At 36.2% G+C, this 14,942-nt stretch carries 13 protein-coding genes and 1 tRNA gene; 4 read left to right on the forward strand and 10 right to left on the reverse strand.

Going from position 1 to position 14,942, the window contains the following annotated elements:
- Nucleotides 1–4 precede the first annotated feature (4 nt).
- Nucleotides 5–658 carry a GntR family transcriptional regulator gene (locus tag NSQ18_RS05585; RefSeq protein ID WP_016838815.1) on the reverse strand — a complete coding sequence of 218 codons (654 nt, stop codon included), beginning with the start codon at nt 656–658 and terminating at the stop codon, nt 5–7.
- Between the two features lie 229 nt (nt 659–887).
- Here NSQ18_RS05585 and madL point away from each other — a divergent pair, with 229 nt between their 5' ends.
- Together madL and madM are read left to right on the forward strand one after the other, a co-directional pair.
- Nucleotides 888–1,289 carry a malonate transporter subunit MadL gene (gene madL / locus NSQ18_RS05590; protein WP_339289608.1) on the forward strand — a complete coding sequence of 134 codons (402 nt, stop codon included), beginning with the start codon at nt 888–890 and terminating at the stop codon, nt 1,287–1,289.
- Nucleotides 1,282–2,043, forward strand: a complete 762-nt coding sequence (madM, locus tag NSQ18_RS05595) for a malonate transporter subunit MadM (RefSeq protein ID WP_339289367.1) — start codon at nt 1,282–1,284, stop codon at nt 2,041–2,043. Before madL ends, madM begins: the two co-directional genes overlap by 8 nt.
- Before the next feature lie 160 nt (nt 2,044–2,203).
- Here madM and NSQ18_RS05600 read toward each other — a convergent pair whose 3' ends face one another.
- On the reverse strand, nt 2,204–2,713 hold the full coding sequence (locus NSQ18_RS05600) for a YfiT family bacillithiol transferase (RefSeq protein WP_016838812.1): 510 nt from the start codon (nt 2,711–2,713) through the stop codon (nt 2,204–2,206).
- Nucleotides 2,714–2,785: 72 nt separating this feature from the next.
- Nucleotides 2,786–4,303 (reverse strand): succinate CoA transferase, encoded by a 1,518-nt coding sequence (locus NSQ18_RS05605; RefSeq protein WP_168411871.1) that lies wholly within the window; start codon nt 4,301–4,303, stop codon nt 2,786–2,788.
- 273 nt (nt 4,304–4,576) lie between these two features.
- Here NSQ18_RS05605 and NSQ18_RS05610 point away from each other — a divergent pair.
- Nucleotides 4,577–4,649 (forward strand) — tRNA-Ala (locus NSQ18_RS05610).
- A gap of 312 nt (nt 4,650–4,961) precedes the next feature.
- On the opposite strand, the gene NSQ18_RS05615 is transcribed toward NSQ18_RS05610, so the two are convergent.
- The 5 genes from NSQ18_RS05615 to ggt form a co-directional block, all read right to left on the reverse strand.
- On the reverse strand, nt 4,962–5,528 hold the full coding sequence (locus NSQ18_RS05615) for an NUDIX hydrolase (RefSeq protein ID WP_339289369.1): 567 nt from the start codon (nt 5,526–5,528) through the stop codon (nt 4,962–4,964).
- 107 nt (nt 5,529–5,635) lie between these two features.
- On the reverse strand, nt 5,636–7,102 hold the full coding sequence (locus NSQ18_RS05620; protein WP_339289370.1) for a GGDEF domain-containing protein: 1,467 nt from the start codon (nt 7,100–7,102) through the stop codon (nt 5,636–5,638).
- Between the two features lie 109 nt (nt 7,103–7,211).
- Nucleotides 7,212–7,739: a chromate transporter gene (locus NSQ18_RS05625; RefSeq protein WP_339289372.1), complete on the reverse strand. Its 528-nt coding sequence runs from the start codon at nt 7,737–7,739 to the stop codon at nt 7,212–7,214.
- On the reverse strand, nt 7,736–8,290 hold the full coding sequence (locus NSQ18_RS05630) for a chromate transporter (RefSeq protein WP_016838807.1): 555 nt from the start codon (nt 8,288–8,290) through the stop codon (nt 7,736–7,738). The genes NSQ18_RS05625 and NSQ18_RS05630 overlap by 4 nt, the downstream gene beginning before the upstream one ends.
- 157 nt (nt 8,291–8,447) lie before the next feature.
- A complete protein-coding gene (gene ggt / locus NSQ18_RS05635; RefSeq protein ID WP_339289375.1) occupies nt 8,448–10,082 on the reverse strand; it encodes a gamma-glutamyltransferase in 1,635 nt (544 codons plus the stop codon).
- Nucleotides 10,083–10,339: 257 nt separating this feature from the next.
- Between ggt and NSQ18_RS05640 the strand changes: the two genes are divergently transcribed.
- On the forward strand, nt 10,340–10,693 hold the full coding sequence (locus NSQ18_RS05640) for a hypothetical protein (protein WP_168411879.1): 354 nt from the start codon (nt 10,340–10,342) through the stop codon (nt 10,691–10,693).
- An 861-nt stretch (nt 10,694–11,554) separates the two neighbouring features.
- On the opposite strand, the gene NSQ18_RS05645 is transcribed toward NSQ18_RS05640, so the two are convergent.
- Together NSQ18_RS05645 and NSQ18_RS05650 are read right to left on the reverse strand one after the other, a co-directional pair.
- On the reverse strand, nt 11,555–12,910 hold the full coding sequence (locus tag NSQ18_RS05645; RefSeq protein ID WP_168411880.1) for an aspartate aminotransferase family protein: 1,356 nt from the start codon (nt 12,908–12,910) through the stop codon (nt 11,555–11,557).
- A gap of 378 nt (nt 12,911–13,288) precedes the next feature.
- Nucleotides 13,289–14,875, reverse strand: a complete 1,587-nt coding sequence (locus tag NSQ18_RS05650) for a PucR family transcriptional regulator (RefSeq protein ID WP_016838803.1) — start codon at nt 14,873–14,875, stop codon at nt 13,289–13,291.
- Nucleotides 14,876–14,942 lie beyond the last annotated feature (67 nt).

Raw genomic sequence — 14,942 nt, forward strand, 5'->3', positions numbered from 1 at the left:
CTCTCTAGAATAAAATTTTACTAACATTGGTAATTACATCTTCCGTATGTTTGCGAAGCAGTGAAATAAATTCTTCTACTCTATTTTCTTTCAAAAATTCATACATTTTTCGATGCTCATTTTTCGAGTTTTCTACTGCTTCCGTTAATGAAAAGTGAATGCTTTGAATTCGAATAAGAGGAAGGCTGATTTTACTATACACTTCTTCTAATACGGAACTTTCGCTAAATTTGATGAGCGTATAGTGATATGCGTAGTTAAGATATACGTATTGCAGTCGGTTGCAACAGTCATCCATTTCATCCAAAATAAGCTTCAATTCTTTTAATAAATCTTGTTTTTTATGTGGATCTCGAATTTTTTTCGCTGATAATAGCTCGATATTATTTCGAATATCTAATAAATCTTGTATTTCAGATAGTGTATACCCTTTGACAAAAGCACCTTTTCTTGGAATTCTTTCAATTAATCCTTCTGTTGTGAGCAAATAAATCGCTTCTCTAACTGGAGAGCGGCTGATGTTAAACAATTCGGCATAAGTGCTTTCAACAATTTTATCCCCCGGTTTTAGTTCCCCTTTTAATATTTGCTCGATGATTTTTTCTGCAACCATTCTTGATAATGCGTTATCTGATGGATAATTAATAAAAAATTCCATGTTCATCACTTCTCTATTCTATATTCTGTATTTTTTCTCTTTTTAGAATATACAGTCGACTGTGTACATAAATCATAATATAGGAAATGCATATTTTCAATCGAAAATTCAATTTTTTTCTATTTATTTCAATTTTGTTCTTGATTTATTTCATTCTGTGAAATATGATATCTTACAAATATACAGTCGACTGAATATTCTTTCAATTTATGAAAAGGGGTGTTAAATGTTGGTCATCTACGGGGTTGCAATTTTAGCTGGGTGTTTTTTGGTTGGTTCAATTGTCGGTGAATTCATTGGGGTGTTGATGGGAGTTGATTCAAATGTTGGTGGCGTAGGAATTGCCATGCTGCTTTTAATCATTATTGTTGATAAGTTGATAAAAGCAGGGAAAATTTCTAAACCTTCTTTAGATGGTTTAAGTTTTTGGAATCAGATGTATATTCCTGTTGTCATTGCTATGGCTGCCAGTCAAAACGTATTGGGAGCTTTAACAGGCGGTCCATTAGCCATTATTGCGGGATTCGGTGTGGTTGTAATTAGTTGGGCATGCGTTCCTTTACTCAGTGGAAAAAAACATTCTGAATCAACATTTCATGAAGCCATCGTGAGGGGGGAAACGGATGCTTGATTTAATCAAAAATGTATTTGTAAATAATGGTTTGATTACTGCATTTGTTGTAGTCGGATTAACGATGTGGTTAGCTTATTTCATATCTGATAAATTCACAAAAGGTAGGATTCATGGATCTGCTATTGCCATTGTGATTGGTTTAGTATTAGCTTACTTTGGTGGAGTAGCAACTGGTGGCACGAAAGGAATAGCAGATGTGAGTTTTTTAGCAGGAATGGGCTTTTTAGGCGGTAGTATGTTAAGAGACTTCGCCATCGTCGCTACTTCTTTTGGTGCAAACTTTGATGAAATTAAAAAAGCAGGTTTTAGAGGCATCATTTCCCTATTTATAGGCGTCGTGTTGTCCTTTGTTGTAGGGGTGATTTTCGCATTTGTATTCGGCTACCGAGATGCGGTGAGCATTACAACCATCGGGGCTGGAACCGTTACGTATATCGTTGGTCCTGTAACAGGTGCTGCATTAAATGCAAGTTCAGAAGTGATTGCCATCAGTATTGCGGCAGGTTTAGTGAAATCGGTATTAGTGATGGTTGGCACTCCATTTGTTGCTAGATTCATAGGCTTAAATAATCCAACGTCTGCCATGGTTTATGGAGGATTAATGGGGACAACTTCCGGCGTAACGGGTGGTTTAGCAGCGACTGATCCAAAATTAGTACCATATGGCGCTGTAACTGCCACATTCTATACAGGTTTAGGCTGTTTGTTGTGTCCTACCATTCTATTCTTAATTACCGATATTTTCTTATAATCTATTTGTAGACAAAAAGTCGATTTGAATCTGTAAGCGGATTCAAATCGACTTTTTCTTATACATTTCTCTTCTGATAAGGCAAACATTCTAAATTTTTTTTGCTACTAAGGAAAGATATTTTTACCAGCCTACCAACTTTCAGAAAACCGATTATATGTTATTTGGATAGAGCGATTTGAATTTGAGCTAAATGATGTTCTGCATGCCAATGGAGTTTTGTAAGTTCTGATGCTACCGTCGTTTTACCGTTGATTTGATGGTTATATGTTCGATATAATTGTTCTTCCGTTAAAGTTTGTCCTAAAGAAACGATCCGCTCGTTGATGCCTTCTATCATTTTCACAGAACTTTCAACTGGAAGATTTGTATCCGGTAACACTGCCCATAAGTTTTCATCAAATACAGATACTTTCGCATTGTCATCTGTTAGCGCTAACTTTAATCGAATATACATGTTCACTTGGGCATCTGCAATATGATGAACCAGCTGGCGAACAGTCCACGCACCTTCACGATATGTTTTATTCAACCCCTCATCATTCAATACGCCTACCGTTTCTCTCAAGCGAACCGGAAATGTTTCGATGTCCTTTAACCATTTCTGAACTTGTTCCAAAGTCACTTTTTCGGGAACTTTCAATTCTCCAATCGGGTAACGTACATCCATTTTCTACACGCTCCTTATTAGGTTATTAAAAAAGGGTTACGTGTTGGAGAACGTAACCCTTTTTATATTACATTATTTTACTTCTGCTCCTTCAAAAAGCATAGTACCTTTTTCTTTTAAGTTTGTATGGAAGGAGAAGGCTTTTTCAAGGATGTGTGGTGTTTGTCCACCCACTTTAGCTTTTGCTTCTTCAAAGTATGCACGTAATTGTGGTCTGTACATAGGATGTGCAATTTCGATAATTTTTTCTGCTCTCTTCACTGGTGGAAGTCCGCGAAGATCTGCATATCCTTGTTCAGTAATAATTACGTCTACATCGTGCTCTGTATGGTCAACATGCGATACGAATGGTACGATTGCTGAAATTGCTCCACCTTTTGCTAATGAAGGCGTTACGAAGATTGTAATGCGAGCATTACGTGCAAAGTCACCAGATCCACCAATACCGTTCATGATATTAGTACCGCTTACGTGTGTTGAGTTTACGTTACCGTAAATGTCAACTTCTAAAGCTGTGTTAAATGAAATAACTCCTAATCGGCGAATAACTTCTGGGTTATTTGAAATTTCTTGAGGTCTGAACATGATTTTGCCTTTGTATTTTTCCAAGTCTTCCGCTAATGAATCAACGCGTTTCTTAGAAAGCGAGAACGCAGTACCAGATGCGAATTTAACAATCCCTGCATCAATTAAGTCAAAGATTCCATCTTGTAATACTTCAGAGTGAACTTCTACATCTCTGAATTGAGCATCTTTCATATTTTTAAGAACTGCGTTAGCAACAGAACCTACTCCAGATTGTAGTGGAGCTAAAGAAATTGGTAATCTTCCCTCTTCTACTTCTTTATTTAAGAAGTCGATTAAGTGGTCTGCAATTGCTTGTGTTTCTTCATTTGGTTCAAATAAAGGAGAAGGAATATCAGGTTGTTCAGATAAAATAACACCTTTTACTTTTGCAGGATCAACTTTGATTCCAATTTCACCAATGCGGTCAGAAACGTTGTAAATTGGGATTTCTCGACGTTCACCTTGTTCTTTTTGTACATAAATATCGTGAAGACCTTCATATGCTCTAGGTGCAGTTAAGTTTACTTCGATGATAACGTTTTCAGCTTTCTCAACAAAAATTGGGGAGTTTCCTACAGAACCAGTTGGGATAATTAAGCCATCTTCAGTGATTGCTGCCGCTTCAATAATCGCATAATCAATTTTTCCTAAAGTACCTTTTCTTACTTCTTCAGCCGTATGAGACAAATGTTGATCGATATAGTACATTTCGCCACTATTGATTTTTTTACGCATTACCGCATTTCCTTGATAAGGAACACGTAAATTAATGATTCCTGCTTCAGCCATAGCTTGGTCAGCAGCTGGTCCAAGTGAAGCACCAGTATAAACATTCACTTTAAAGTTTTCCTTTTTGCCACGTTCTGAAAGCGCTCTTGGGAACTCTTTTGGCTCACCGAAAAGTGTGAAACCACTCATACCAAGGTTCATTCCATCTTCAATCCAAGAAGCCGCTTCCTCAGCAGAAACAATTTTGTCTAAGAAAGCTTTGTGTCGAATAACTTGGCTTAAATCCTTTTCCATTAACATGTCACCTCGTATTAATGATAATTTAGTATTAAATATATGAAAAATTTTTAAATAAAGCACAATTTTTCCAATACGAAGCCTAAAAAAAGTGTATATTTTTTCACTTACCTTTAAATTTTATTGTAAATATGAACCATATATTCGTCTAATAAAAGATTTCTATGATTATAATAGAAAAAAACTATCATTATATAGAAATAATTGCTTTTTCAAACTTTTCTTAAAGGATTGATAACTTTATAAAAATAGGTATAATATTGATTAATCGGGGCATTAGCACAGTTGGGAGTGCGCTACGCTGGCAGCGTAGAGGTCACCGGTTCGAGCCCGGTATGCTCCATTTTAAAAGAACCGCTAATCATTCCGCGGTTCTTTTTATTTTATATTAAAAAACAATTTTTTAACTGTTCGATGCAATTTTTTCTTCTTATTGCAAATTAACATATTCCTTTTTATATTTATAGATGATAGAATTATATATTTCCATATTCAATTGTTCTTTATGACAATATTCTCATTCCACATTCCCTCAAACATGCAAAAAAGCCGGTATTGCCGGCTTCCATGCTAGTTTAAAATAGAAAAATTCTTCGTATGCATAAATATTCATATTATTAACCATTAAGATATGGAAGAATCACCCCTAAATGGTTCATTTTCCTTGTAATAAACGCAACTTTTCATTTAATTTTTTATACACTACTTGTAATTCCCTTTCCGTGCTTGCTTCCACCGCTTCATCTAATAAAAACCATTTGATATCGCTGTTTTCATCTGGTTTAATATGCAATAATTCGTGTTCATTTGCTTCCAGTAAGAAAGTAGCATTGAGATGCAAATGAGTCGCCACATGTTTACCTTTTTTTTCATGGGCTGCTACCCCTAAAATTTCGATTGAAAATATATCTTTCAATACAGGGGTTACTTGTTTTAAACCCGTTTCTTCCTTCGCCTCTTTAATAGCTACTCCTAATAAGTCGGCATCTCCATCGGCATGCCCCCCCACCCATGACCATGATTGATAAATATTATGGTAGACCATTAACACTTTTGTACGGTCTTTATTCACAAGCCAAGCAGATGCAGTAAAATGGGCAAATTCATTGTCACGTGTCAATAAGTTATCAAAAGTATCCATATAACGTAAGATAAGTTCTTGATCCTTTGCTTCTTGTGCGTTATATGGCGTATAGTTTTCAATTTGTTGTCGTAAATCCATGATTGCTACCTCGATTCTTCTTTATTTTCATTAATGGTTTGATTAGTGCAACATGTTAACAAAATAGGCGTCTTTTTCATATCAAGACGCCATGATTTATCCAGATTTTAATACTCTGTTTCGAAAATAGAATATTGGCCTTTTCCCTTTTCTTTTGCTGTATATAAAGCCACATCCGCTTTTTTATAAAGCAAATACTTATTATCCCCATCGTCAGGATAAAAAGAAATGCCAATACTTGCAGAAACCCCAAGATTATCAATGTCTGTATTTTGTTTAACAAGTTGATTAATTTCCGTAATGATTTTCTGTGCCAATTCTTTCGCTTCTTCGGTCGTTGTTGAATTCAGAACAACAATAAATTCATCTCCACCATAACGATAAGCCTCCCCATTTTTCGGGATGAGGGTGCGAATAATTTGAGCCACCTTTTTTAACAGCACATCTCCTGATTGATGTCCTAACACATCATTAACTTCCTTAAAATGATCTAAATCAATCATGAAAAAGGCTGTTTTCTTCCCTTTTTTTGTTTTGATTGCCGTTATAAATTCATCAAATGCAGAGCGGTTCGCAAGTCCCGTTAAGCGGTCATGGTAAGCTAAATACATTGGTCTTGCAATCACAAAAGATAGCACTAGTACGAAGCTAAAAATAATGATTAATTGAATGACAAACATTTTTTTTATTTGATGCAGATTGGCATTCCATAGTTTTTCATCATAGATGATTTCAATTACTTTGTTTTGAGCAAAGTCTCGATCAAATTCTGATTCATAAAACATGTAACGGAAAGTAGCAGGTGTACCATTCCAATAATAATCTATTTCTGTCGGTTGTTTCGATGATAACGTTCTGTCAAAGGCTTCCTTTTCTTTTTCCGTTAAGCGCCTTTCATTAGTAGATTTGCCAAGCGTTAATCCTCCAATGTTCAAAATATGAATGTCATAAATAAATGGATATAATCCTTTTAATTCTTGGATGTGATTAAAAAAGTTAAACGCCTTGAAAATATTATTTTCATTTAAAGAGTAGCTCAATTCAATCATATACTTTTTATCTGGTGTCGCCATGTAACTATACTTCTTTAATTCCCCTGTTTGTTGCTCTATATCTAACGCATCATGATAAAACTCTCCAGTCGCTCTTCTTTCATTTAATAGGGTGGTTAGTTTTTTACAACATTTTGTAAAATCTAGACCAATATCTTGTTCAAAACTACTATGAGTAATCACATTTTCTGTGTTGATTATGTATATATGCATCCCTAATGCTTGATTCAAGCCTTGGAAATCCCATTCATCAAAGTTTGGATTTTCATTATACTTCTCTATTAACATCTCCGTATATTCTTTCATTTTTTCAGCGCTGTTATCATCTAGTAGTAGAATCGCCTTTTCATAGGATTTTAAAGAATCTTTGATTGTGTCTTCTATCCTTTTAAATACGAATTCATTTTCCGTCTCCGTTTGTTTCTTCAACTGAAAAAAAGAAACGATTGCTAGAAAAGTGCAACTCATAATCGCTAATATTACGATACTTACAATTAATTTGACCCTTAAATTATATTTCATCTAACCACCTATATTTCATAGTTGAAAAGTATTTTCATGACACAAAGATAGAAGGCAAAATGGTGACACCCCAAAGAATGCCTCATATTGCCTATCATAACAACTTGTATTAAAGAAATATCCCACCAATTATAAGGCCCATCATCACAACAAAAGCAGGATGAATTTTTAATTTTTCAAGAGCTATGTATGCGCCTACGATGAGTATAATCGTATAAATTATTCCAATTGTATCATAAGACGTTATCAAAAAATCAAAGGTCAATTCTGCAAGCAATACAACAACTGCCGGTAAAACGAAACTAGACAATCTTTTGACTTTCGGGGATTGCCGATAGCGATATAAAATGTTAAGTAAAATCAACATGGCAACTAATGAAGGCCCTACTGTTGCAAACAATGCTACAATCGCCCCCAAAACGCCCCCGACCTCATAGCCAATGTATCCTGCCATTTTAATCGCAATCGGTCCAGGCAATGAATTTCCTAACGCCAATACTTCGCTGAACTCTGATGTATTCATCCATCCATACTTATCAACAACTTCATATTCAATTAACGGAATGGAAGCAGGCCCCCCTCCATATCCTAAAATCCCTGGGTAGAAGAAAGCCAGAAATAATTGTATATAAATCATTCTATTCTCTCCTCTTTTTTGATTGGGAGAAGTAATGCAATCAAAAGCAATCCTGCAATGATGATGCCTGGATGAAGCTTCAGAATCAGCATTCCAACGATTGAAACGCACAAAATAATGCCTCCGACTTTCCACCCAAGAGACTTATGAGATTTTTTAAGAAAATCCCAAGTGAGTACTCCAAGCATTACGGCTACAATTGGAATAACTCCATTCGACATTCCTTTTACAAAATCAAAATCTTTAAATTGTTTGAGTGTGGCAAGGAAAAGAATCATTAATATAACCGATGGGAGAATAGCAGCGATTAAAGCATTGATTAAACCTAGCCATCCACCTACTCGATAGCCAATATATCCAGCCATTTTTGTAATAATGGGGCCAGGTAAAGTATTGCCTATTGCTAACACATCCGCAAATTCTTCATCGGTCATCATTTGAAAGGTATCCACTACTTCTTTTTGAACAAGAGGGATAGTTGATGGCCCTCCACCAAATCCCAACATGCCAGAACGGAAAAAGGCAATAAATATATCTCTCTGCCTTGCCATACTTTATCCCCCTTTATCGTAATGTAGGTAAAATTCTTATAGAATAGTATTTATATTATTTTTATATACTTTATATCTTTCTCTATATATTTTTACAAAATTTTCACATTTTGTGAATCAATTGTTATATTACGAACGAGAGGAATTGGAAAATTTTTTAATATCCAATGGCTATACCATCACCACGAGGATCTGCTCCTCCATACTTCACTCCCTTTTCATCGATATATATCGCTCCTGCGTGTCCCATCAAATCCGAAAACTCTTCTACCACTTCCACCTCATGCCCAAATCGTTCCAACTCCTTTTGCACATTTTTTGGAATACGGCTTTCCACTTTTAATGTATTAGTGGTTGCTCCCCAAGTCCTGCCATATAAAAATCGCGGAGCTTCGATAGCTTCCTGTACATTCATACCGTAATCGATAATGCGTGTTGCAAGGAGCGTTTGCGTTTGTGGCTGACCTTCTCCCCCCATAGTTCCGTAAATCAAGACGGGGCGATTATCCTTCATCAGCATGGCAGAATTGAGCGTATGGAAGGAGCGTTTTCTCGGTTGCAAGGAATTCACGTGTTTGTCATCTAAAGAGAAGAAGCTGCCTCGATTTTGCAATAATACCCCTGTTCCTTTTGGAATAAAAGCGGAACCAAATTCATGATAAATGCTTTGAATGCAGGAAACAGCATTTCCTTTTTCATCCACCACCGCAAACCAAACCGTATCCCCCTTTGGATCCATGGCAGGTAATGCCGTCGCATGGCAACTTTCTTTTATCTTTTCAGCAAAGCCAACTCCTCGCTCTTTACTGAGCAATTCGTTCAGCGGAATATGGTTGTATGTTGGATCAGTTAAATACTTGTCACGGTCTCGGAAGGCATGTTTGATGGCTTCTGCTAATAGGTGATAATACTGTGCAGAGCCTTCTTCAATCTCCGCTAAATTCAATTGATTTAAAATATTCAATATGGATAAAGACGCCAATCCTTGTGTATTTGGAGGAAGATTATAAGCCACAAAGTTACGATAAGGCACTGAAATGGGCTCCACTAAATCGCTCGTATGTTTTTGGAAATCCTCTTTTGTCAAAATGCCTCCGTGTTTCTGCAAGTCTTCCACCAAACGTTCCGTCAATTCACTATCATAAAAATAGTCCGCGCCGTTTTGTGCAATGAGTTCCAATGTGTGTGCCAAATCTTCTTGAATGAAGATATCTCCCACTTTGTAAGGCTTACCATCCTTTAGAAAGATGCGAGAAAACTCTTCAAAACGATTTAATGCACGAAACGTTTGATCTTTTTCATCCAAATTTACTTTCGTCCATGTGTGTTGGCTTGGAGTCACAGGAAAGCCTTCCTTTGCATAGGCAATCGCTTGTTCAAGGAGCTTATGCCATGGCATGGTACTTCCCATTTCATCTTGTCCGTATTGATATGCTACATTCCATCCCCGAACTGCACCGGGTACCGTAATAGCCGCAAGTGGACCGCGCGCAGGAATTGTTTCGTATCCTTTGGAGCGATAAAATTCAATGCTTGCCCTTTCGCCGGAACGACCACTTCCATTAATCGCTGTGATTACCCCGTTGTTTGCGTTATAAATGAGCCAAAAGTTATCTCCACCAATGCCATTCATGTGAGGATAAACAACGGCAATGGTTGAAGCCATTGCAATAGCAGCTTCAATTGCATTCCCTCCCTCTTTTAACACAGAAAGGCCTGCCTGTGATGCTAAGTAGTGTGGCGACGTCACCATCCCTTTCATTGCCATTGTCGTTGCTCTATATTGAACCATTCTCCTTCCCCCCTGTATAATCCATCAATCAATCTACATAATATTCATTTTATTCTGTAAATTGAAAATGTAAAGAGTTTACAGTTTTTTATTTTTGATTTCTTCAAAAGGAAGGAGATTTGCCAAAACTGTTTAAACCTTTAGTTAATTTATCGACAAACTGCAAGGATTTTTTGAAATTCATGAGTAATATATTAATAATGTCGAATTGCAATTCTAGTAAAGTTATTTAGTTACTAAGCGGGAGGTGTTAAATTTTGAAAAAAGTCCGTATGTTAATGATTTTGCTTATTTGTATTCTTCCCTTGACAGCATGTATACAAGAAATTCTTTTATTTACTGGGGAAAGCGATTATTGGAGTGTACGTTATGAAGTGAATAAAAGTGAAGTTTGCGGAAAATCAAGTGGAGCTATTAAATATATAGGCAATGAGCCAGTTCCCGAAAGTATAAAGTTCTCCATTGATAATTTAGAAGGAGATGTTTCACTAGAACCTGAAGGAGTATTCAGTTTACCTTTTGGATGTTCTAATGTGAGTAAAGAATCGGAAATTGAAGCTATAATAGAATGGGATGGCAAAACAGAAACCATTGCACTAGAGTTAAATTGATGAATAGATACGGGTTTAATCTCAACTTATCAACAACGAGGGGACTTCTCCTCGTTTTTCTCAATATTAAAGGGTCATTTAATGCCTTATTTACAATAGCAAAAGTAAGCGGCTTTTTCTTCACGAAGGCGAAATGAAGTCGAGATTTTCGAATAATAAACTTTCGTCCAACACCTACTTCCCCTCGTCAGATAATAAAGGAATAGCCACTTAACGGGGATAACGATTTGTCGCTACGAAAAAGTTCCTTCCCTCCAAAAAGTTTTTATTCCAATAGAAGATCATATTTAGTTGTCTCTCAGATAGAATTCAACCCCTTCTGTTTCATGTATCAAATCTTCGACATTCAAGGAAATTCCCCTCCCAAAATAAGACATTTCTCGGGAAATAATGCAACATTTCATCTTTTCTAACGATTAATTATCTTCCGTTTTCTACATTTATATCTACAAAAAGATAGACCAGTCGAAACTAAAATTCGACTGGTCCATGCAATCTATTCCTTCATTCATAACCACACGCAATTAAATATTTTAATAGATTCGCTTCAACTTTCAAAGTAATTATCACAAATTCATAAAAATTTATTCGAATTAACACGTTCTATTTAAAACAAGGGGGACGGACGAAAGTAGTTTCGCCGGTTTCTTCATAGGGATGTGCTTCAACTTTCACATTCGAAAGAGATTCAATTGAGTTTCTTACATCATGCACTTTATGCAATTATCACCAAAACGCAACATATGCAACCTTCAATTTTTAGGGATTCATTTGATAGAACCATCAAGTGTCCACTTTGAATTCGTACAATGTCGTTCACTTTATTACAACATTATTTTAAAGGTATGTGTGTACGTAACTTTATTTCAACTCTTTAATTGCTTTAGAAACGACTTTCACAACTGTTTCAATATCTTCATCTGAAATATTTAATGGTGGTGCGATTGTTAAAACGTTATTATAGCCTGCCACTGTTACGCCGTTCTTATTAATAATGACTCCGTTCTCTTTACTTTTCGCAATGACTTCATTCACTAGTTTCACATCAAGCGGCTCTTTTGTAGCTTGATCTTTCACAAGTTCAATTCCAATCAGCAATCCTTTTCCTCGCACATTGCCAACATACGGTGCATTTTTCAACTCATCTTGGAATGCTTTCAACATTTCAGCACCTTTTACCGCTGAACGTTCGAATAGATTTTCTTCTAGCATAATATCAATATTTTTAATCGCTACTGCACATGCTGCTGGATTTCCGCCGAACGTATTCACATGGCGGAAGAAATCATATTCTCCACTATCTTTAAAGGCTTCATAAATTTCCCGTTTCACCGCAGTTGCTGATAAAGGTAGATAAGCACTCGTAATACCTTTTGCCATCGTAATGATATCTGGTTTAACGCCGTAGTTCATAAAGCCAAATGGTTTTCCAGTGCGGCCGAATCCGCAAATCACTTCATCAACAATCATTAATGCTCCGTGCTTTTTACATACTGCTTCGATTCCTTTTAAATAGTTTTCTGGAGGAATGAGGATGCCGCCCCCTGTAATAATTGGCTCTAAAATCATTGCCGCAATTGTTTCGCTAAACTCCCAAGTCATGACTTTGTCGACTTCTTTTACACTTGGAATTTCAAGTGGGTCTGTATAATGATCTTCATTGTTGCGATAAGAATCAGGCGGTGTTACATGTATGAATCCCGGTGCTAAAGGCTCGTAACGGTATTTTCGTTCTGCTTGGCCAGTTGCTGCCAGTGAGCCCATAGAGTTCCCATGATAGGCACGGTAGCGGGAGACGATTTTCCAGCGGGATGACTCGCCTTTTTGATGGTGATATTGTCTTGCGATTTTAAAGGCTGTTTCATTTGCCTCAGAACCACTATTGGAGAAGAAAATGACATAGTCATCGCCTAACAGCTCATTAATTTTTTCTGCTAACTCAATAGCTGGTGCATGGGAAAAGGATAGTGGCGTGTACGCATTTTTTATCATTTGATCATATGCTGCTTTCGCTAACTCTTCCCGACCATATCCAACATTCACACACCAAAGCCCTGCCATCGCATCGATATACTCTTTTCCGTCCACATCAACAACTCTTGCGCCCGTTGATTTTTCAATTACAAAGGTTGCATTAGGGTTGTATGGTTTCATGGAGTGCCACACATATTTTTCATCTTTTGCCAACAACTCTTTCCCAGCATTTGTACTTAACATTTCATCACGCTCCTATTCATTACTTTCATCATTCCGCTTACAAAAGAAACCCTTTTCAAAAATCAATAGAATGCTAGCTAGAAAGGCACTTGTTGTATGTATATTATGAATGGGAAGTAGGTGTTTTTCATTGAACAAAACGTTAAATAAAATTCAAAATATTGTACAAAACGTAAAAATAACTCCCCTCCGCTCTTGTCGTAAAAGGCTTTTCAAAAAATGTAAAAAGCCGACCAAAAAATGTAAAACTTTTTGGTCAGGCTCAAATCTTATCAATAAATATCTTTTTTAATCTCTCCCACCAATGGTCACACTCGTCGCAATATATCTGCGACGAAAGCAGAGCGAGCCATAAAAGAGACCCATCAAAATGACTTTTCATGCGCTCCCTTTCTTCATCGGCACTAAAAACTTTCTTGCAAGCAGCATAAATTCTAATGCAAGCCTTTTTTCACCATTCATAAAATCTTCCCCTAGTAAACTTTCTATCTTTCGAATGCGGTGATACAACGTTTGCCGTACTATATATAACCTTCTTGCGGTTTCCTGTTTCGAACCATTCGTTTGCAAATACACTTCTAACGTTTCAAGCAATTGGCCATTGTTCTTTTCATCAAACTCAATTAACGGTTGCAAATAATCTTCTACCATTTGCTCTAAATCTACATGTTTTTGCAAATTATAAATCAATCGGAATAAATGCAAATCATCATAAAATTGAGCAGGTGTCCCTACTTTTCTTTTAATATATAACGTATCCAACGCCGTCTGAAAGCTATCATGCATGCAATGTAGATCATTGGTGATTTTTCCTACAGCAAATTGGAAAGAAGATGGATGAATTTTCGCTAACACTTCAGAATTTCCCAGTTTGCTCAGGGCTTCTTTCATTCGATCTTTCATTGAACCTTCTCTTTTATTTAACAAGATAAAAATAATATACTTTTTCTTTTCTATAATTAATGTTAAAAATCCGTACTGTTCGAAAATAGACCGCCCTAACAATTTGTAGTAAGTAATATCAAGTTTCTGCTGTGAGAAAGATTCATTAAATTGGGTGATAAATACCGCTCCGCCTTGTAAAGAAAGGCTTGGCCATTGCGAAAATAGGTAGTGATGAATTTCATCCTTTGAATGCTTCCCTTCAATCCATCCCTCTATCCAGTGAGCGTCTTCCATTCCCTTTTTCTCTTCCACATATAATTTTCGAATAAAAAGTTGGCCAAGGGCAGTCGCTGTTCTGTCCAAAATGAGTGTTTCAAATTCAGTTATAGAAGCTTTCTCTTCTACTAACATCACTTCTGCATATTTATGTTCAAATAGATGGATAGGTTGCACGAGTAGTTTTTGAACATATGATTCTTCTTCTAGCTTTTGTAACAAACAAGCTTTTTGTTTTTTTGAAGTGTTTGGATATAAAATGGGTTCTTGTCCATCGATTTTCAAGACAAGTGGTTTTTCTAAATATTTATAAGTAATTTTTAAGATTTCTTCCGGTTGCTGTGCGTACAATGTTTCTTTATTCAACATTTCGGAATAGCTCTCTAGCTTTGAAACCATCGCATATTGCCTATTAATAATGAGGGAATGCAGTTCTTGAGTAATTTCTATAAAGGCCACTTCTTCTTTAAAAACAATGATAGGAAAGGCATGCTTATCTGCAAGTTGAACCACTTCATAAGGCACTTGTTGAATATATTGCCCATATTCAATACAAAGAGCCGCGCAATTGGATTCAATTAGCCCTTTTACAAAATGTAAAAATTTATCTACATCATTTTGGATGCCCAGTCCAGTTGTTAATACAAGCTCATTGCCTTTTACAAAGTTTTCAACATTGACAATTTCTATAATATGTACCCACTTTATGACATTGTGTAAACCTAATCTTCCTGCGATCACTTCCGCCTTTTGAAAATGTTTGTTGTGCAAAATATCTTGAACTTGCATGGAGTAATGATTCAATCGCTATCCCTCCTTATTTATTTATATTGTTAATACATTGTCTGATAGAACAAAACTAACAAATTTT

It is taken from the genome of Ureibacillus sp. FSL K6-0786, from assembly GCF_037965165.1.
Classification (GTDB): Bacteria; Bacillota; Bacilli; order Bacillales_A; family Planococcaceae; genus Ureibacillus; species Ureibacillus thermosphaericus.

What these genes read in the sequence shown, in the direction of transcription:
- NSQ18_RS05585 (WP_016838815.1), bottom strand. Translation starts at nt 658, where the DNA reads ATGGAATTTTTTATTAATTATCCATCAGATAACGCATTATCAAGAATG.
- madM (WP_339289367.1), top strand. Translation starts at nt 1,282, where the DNA reads ATGCTTGATTTAATCAAAAATGTATTTGTAAATAATGGTTTGATTACT.
- NSQ18_RS05600 (WP_016838812.1), bottom strand. Translation starts at nt 2,713, where the DNA reads ATGGATGTACGTTACCCGATTGGAGAATTGAAAGTTCCCGAAAAAGTG.
- NSQ18_RS05605 (WP_168411871.1), bottom strand. Translation starts at nt 4,303, where the DNA reads ATGGAAAAGGATTTAAGCCAAGTTATTCGACACAAAGCTTTCTTAGAC.
- NSQ18_RS05615 (WP_339289369.1), bottom strand. Translation starts at nt 5,528, where the DNA reads ATGGATTTACGACAACAAATTGAAAACTATACGCCATATAACGCACAA.
- NSQ18_RS05620 (WP_339289370.1), bottom strand. Translation starts at nt 7,102, where the DNA reads ATGAAATATAATTTAAGGGTCAAATTAATTGTAAGTATCGTAATATTA.
- NSQ18_RS05625 (WP_339289372.1), bottom strand. Translation starts at nt 7,739, where the DNA reads ATGATTTATATACAATTATTTCTGGCTTTCTTCTACCCAGGGATTTTA.
- NSQ18_RS05630 (WP_016838807.1), bottom strand. Translation starts at nt 8,290, where the DNA reads ATGGCAAGGCAGAGAGATATATTTATTGCCTTTTTCCGTTCTGGCATG.
- ggt (WP_339289375.1), bottom strand. Translation starts at nt 10,082, where the DNA reads ATGGTTCAATATAGAGCAACGACAATGGCAATGAAAGGGATGGTGACG.
- NSQ18_RS05645 (WP_168411880.1), bottom strand. Translation starts at nt 12,910, where the DNA reads ATGTTAAGTACAAATGCTGGGAAAGAGTTGTTGGCAAAAGATGAAAAA.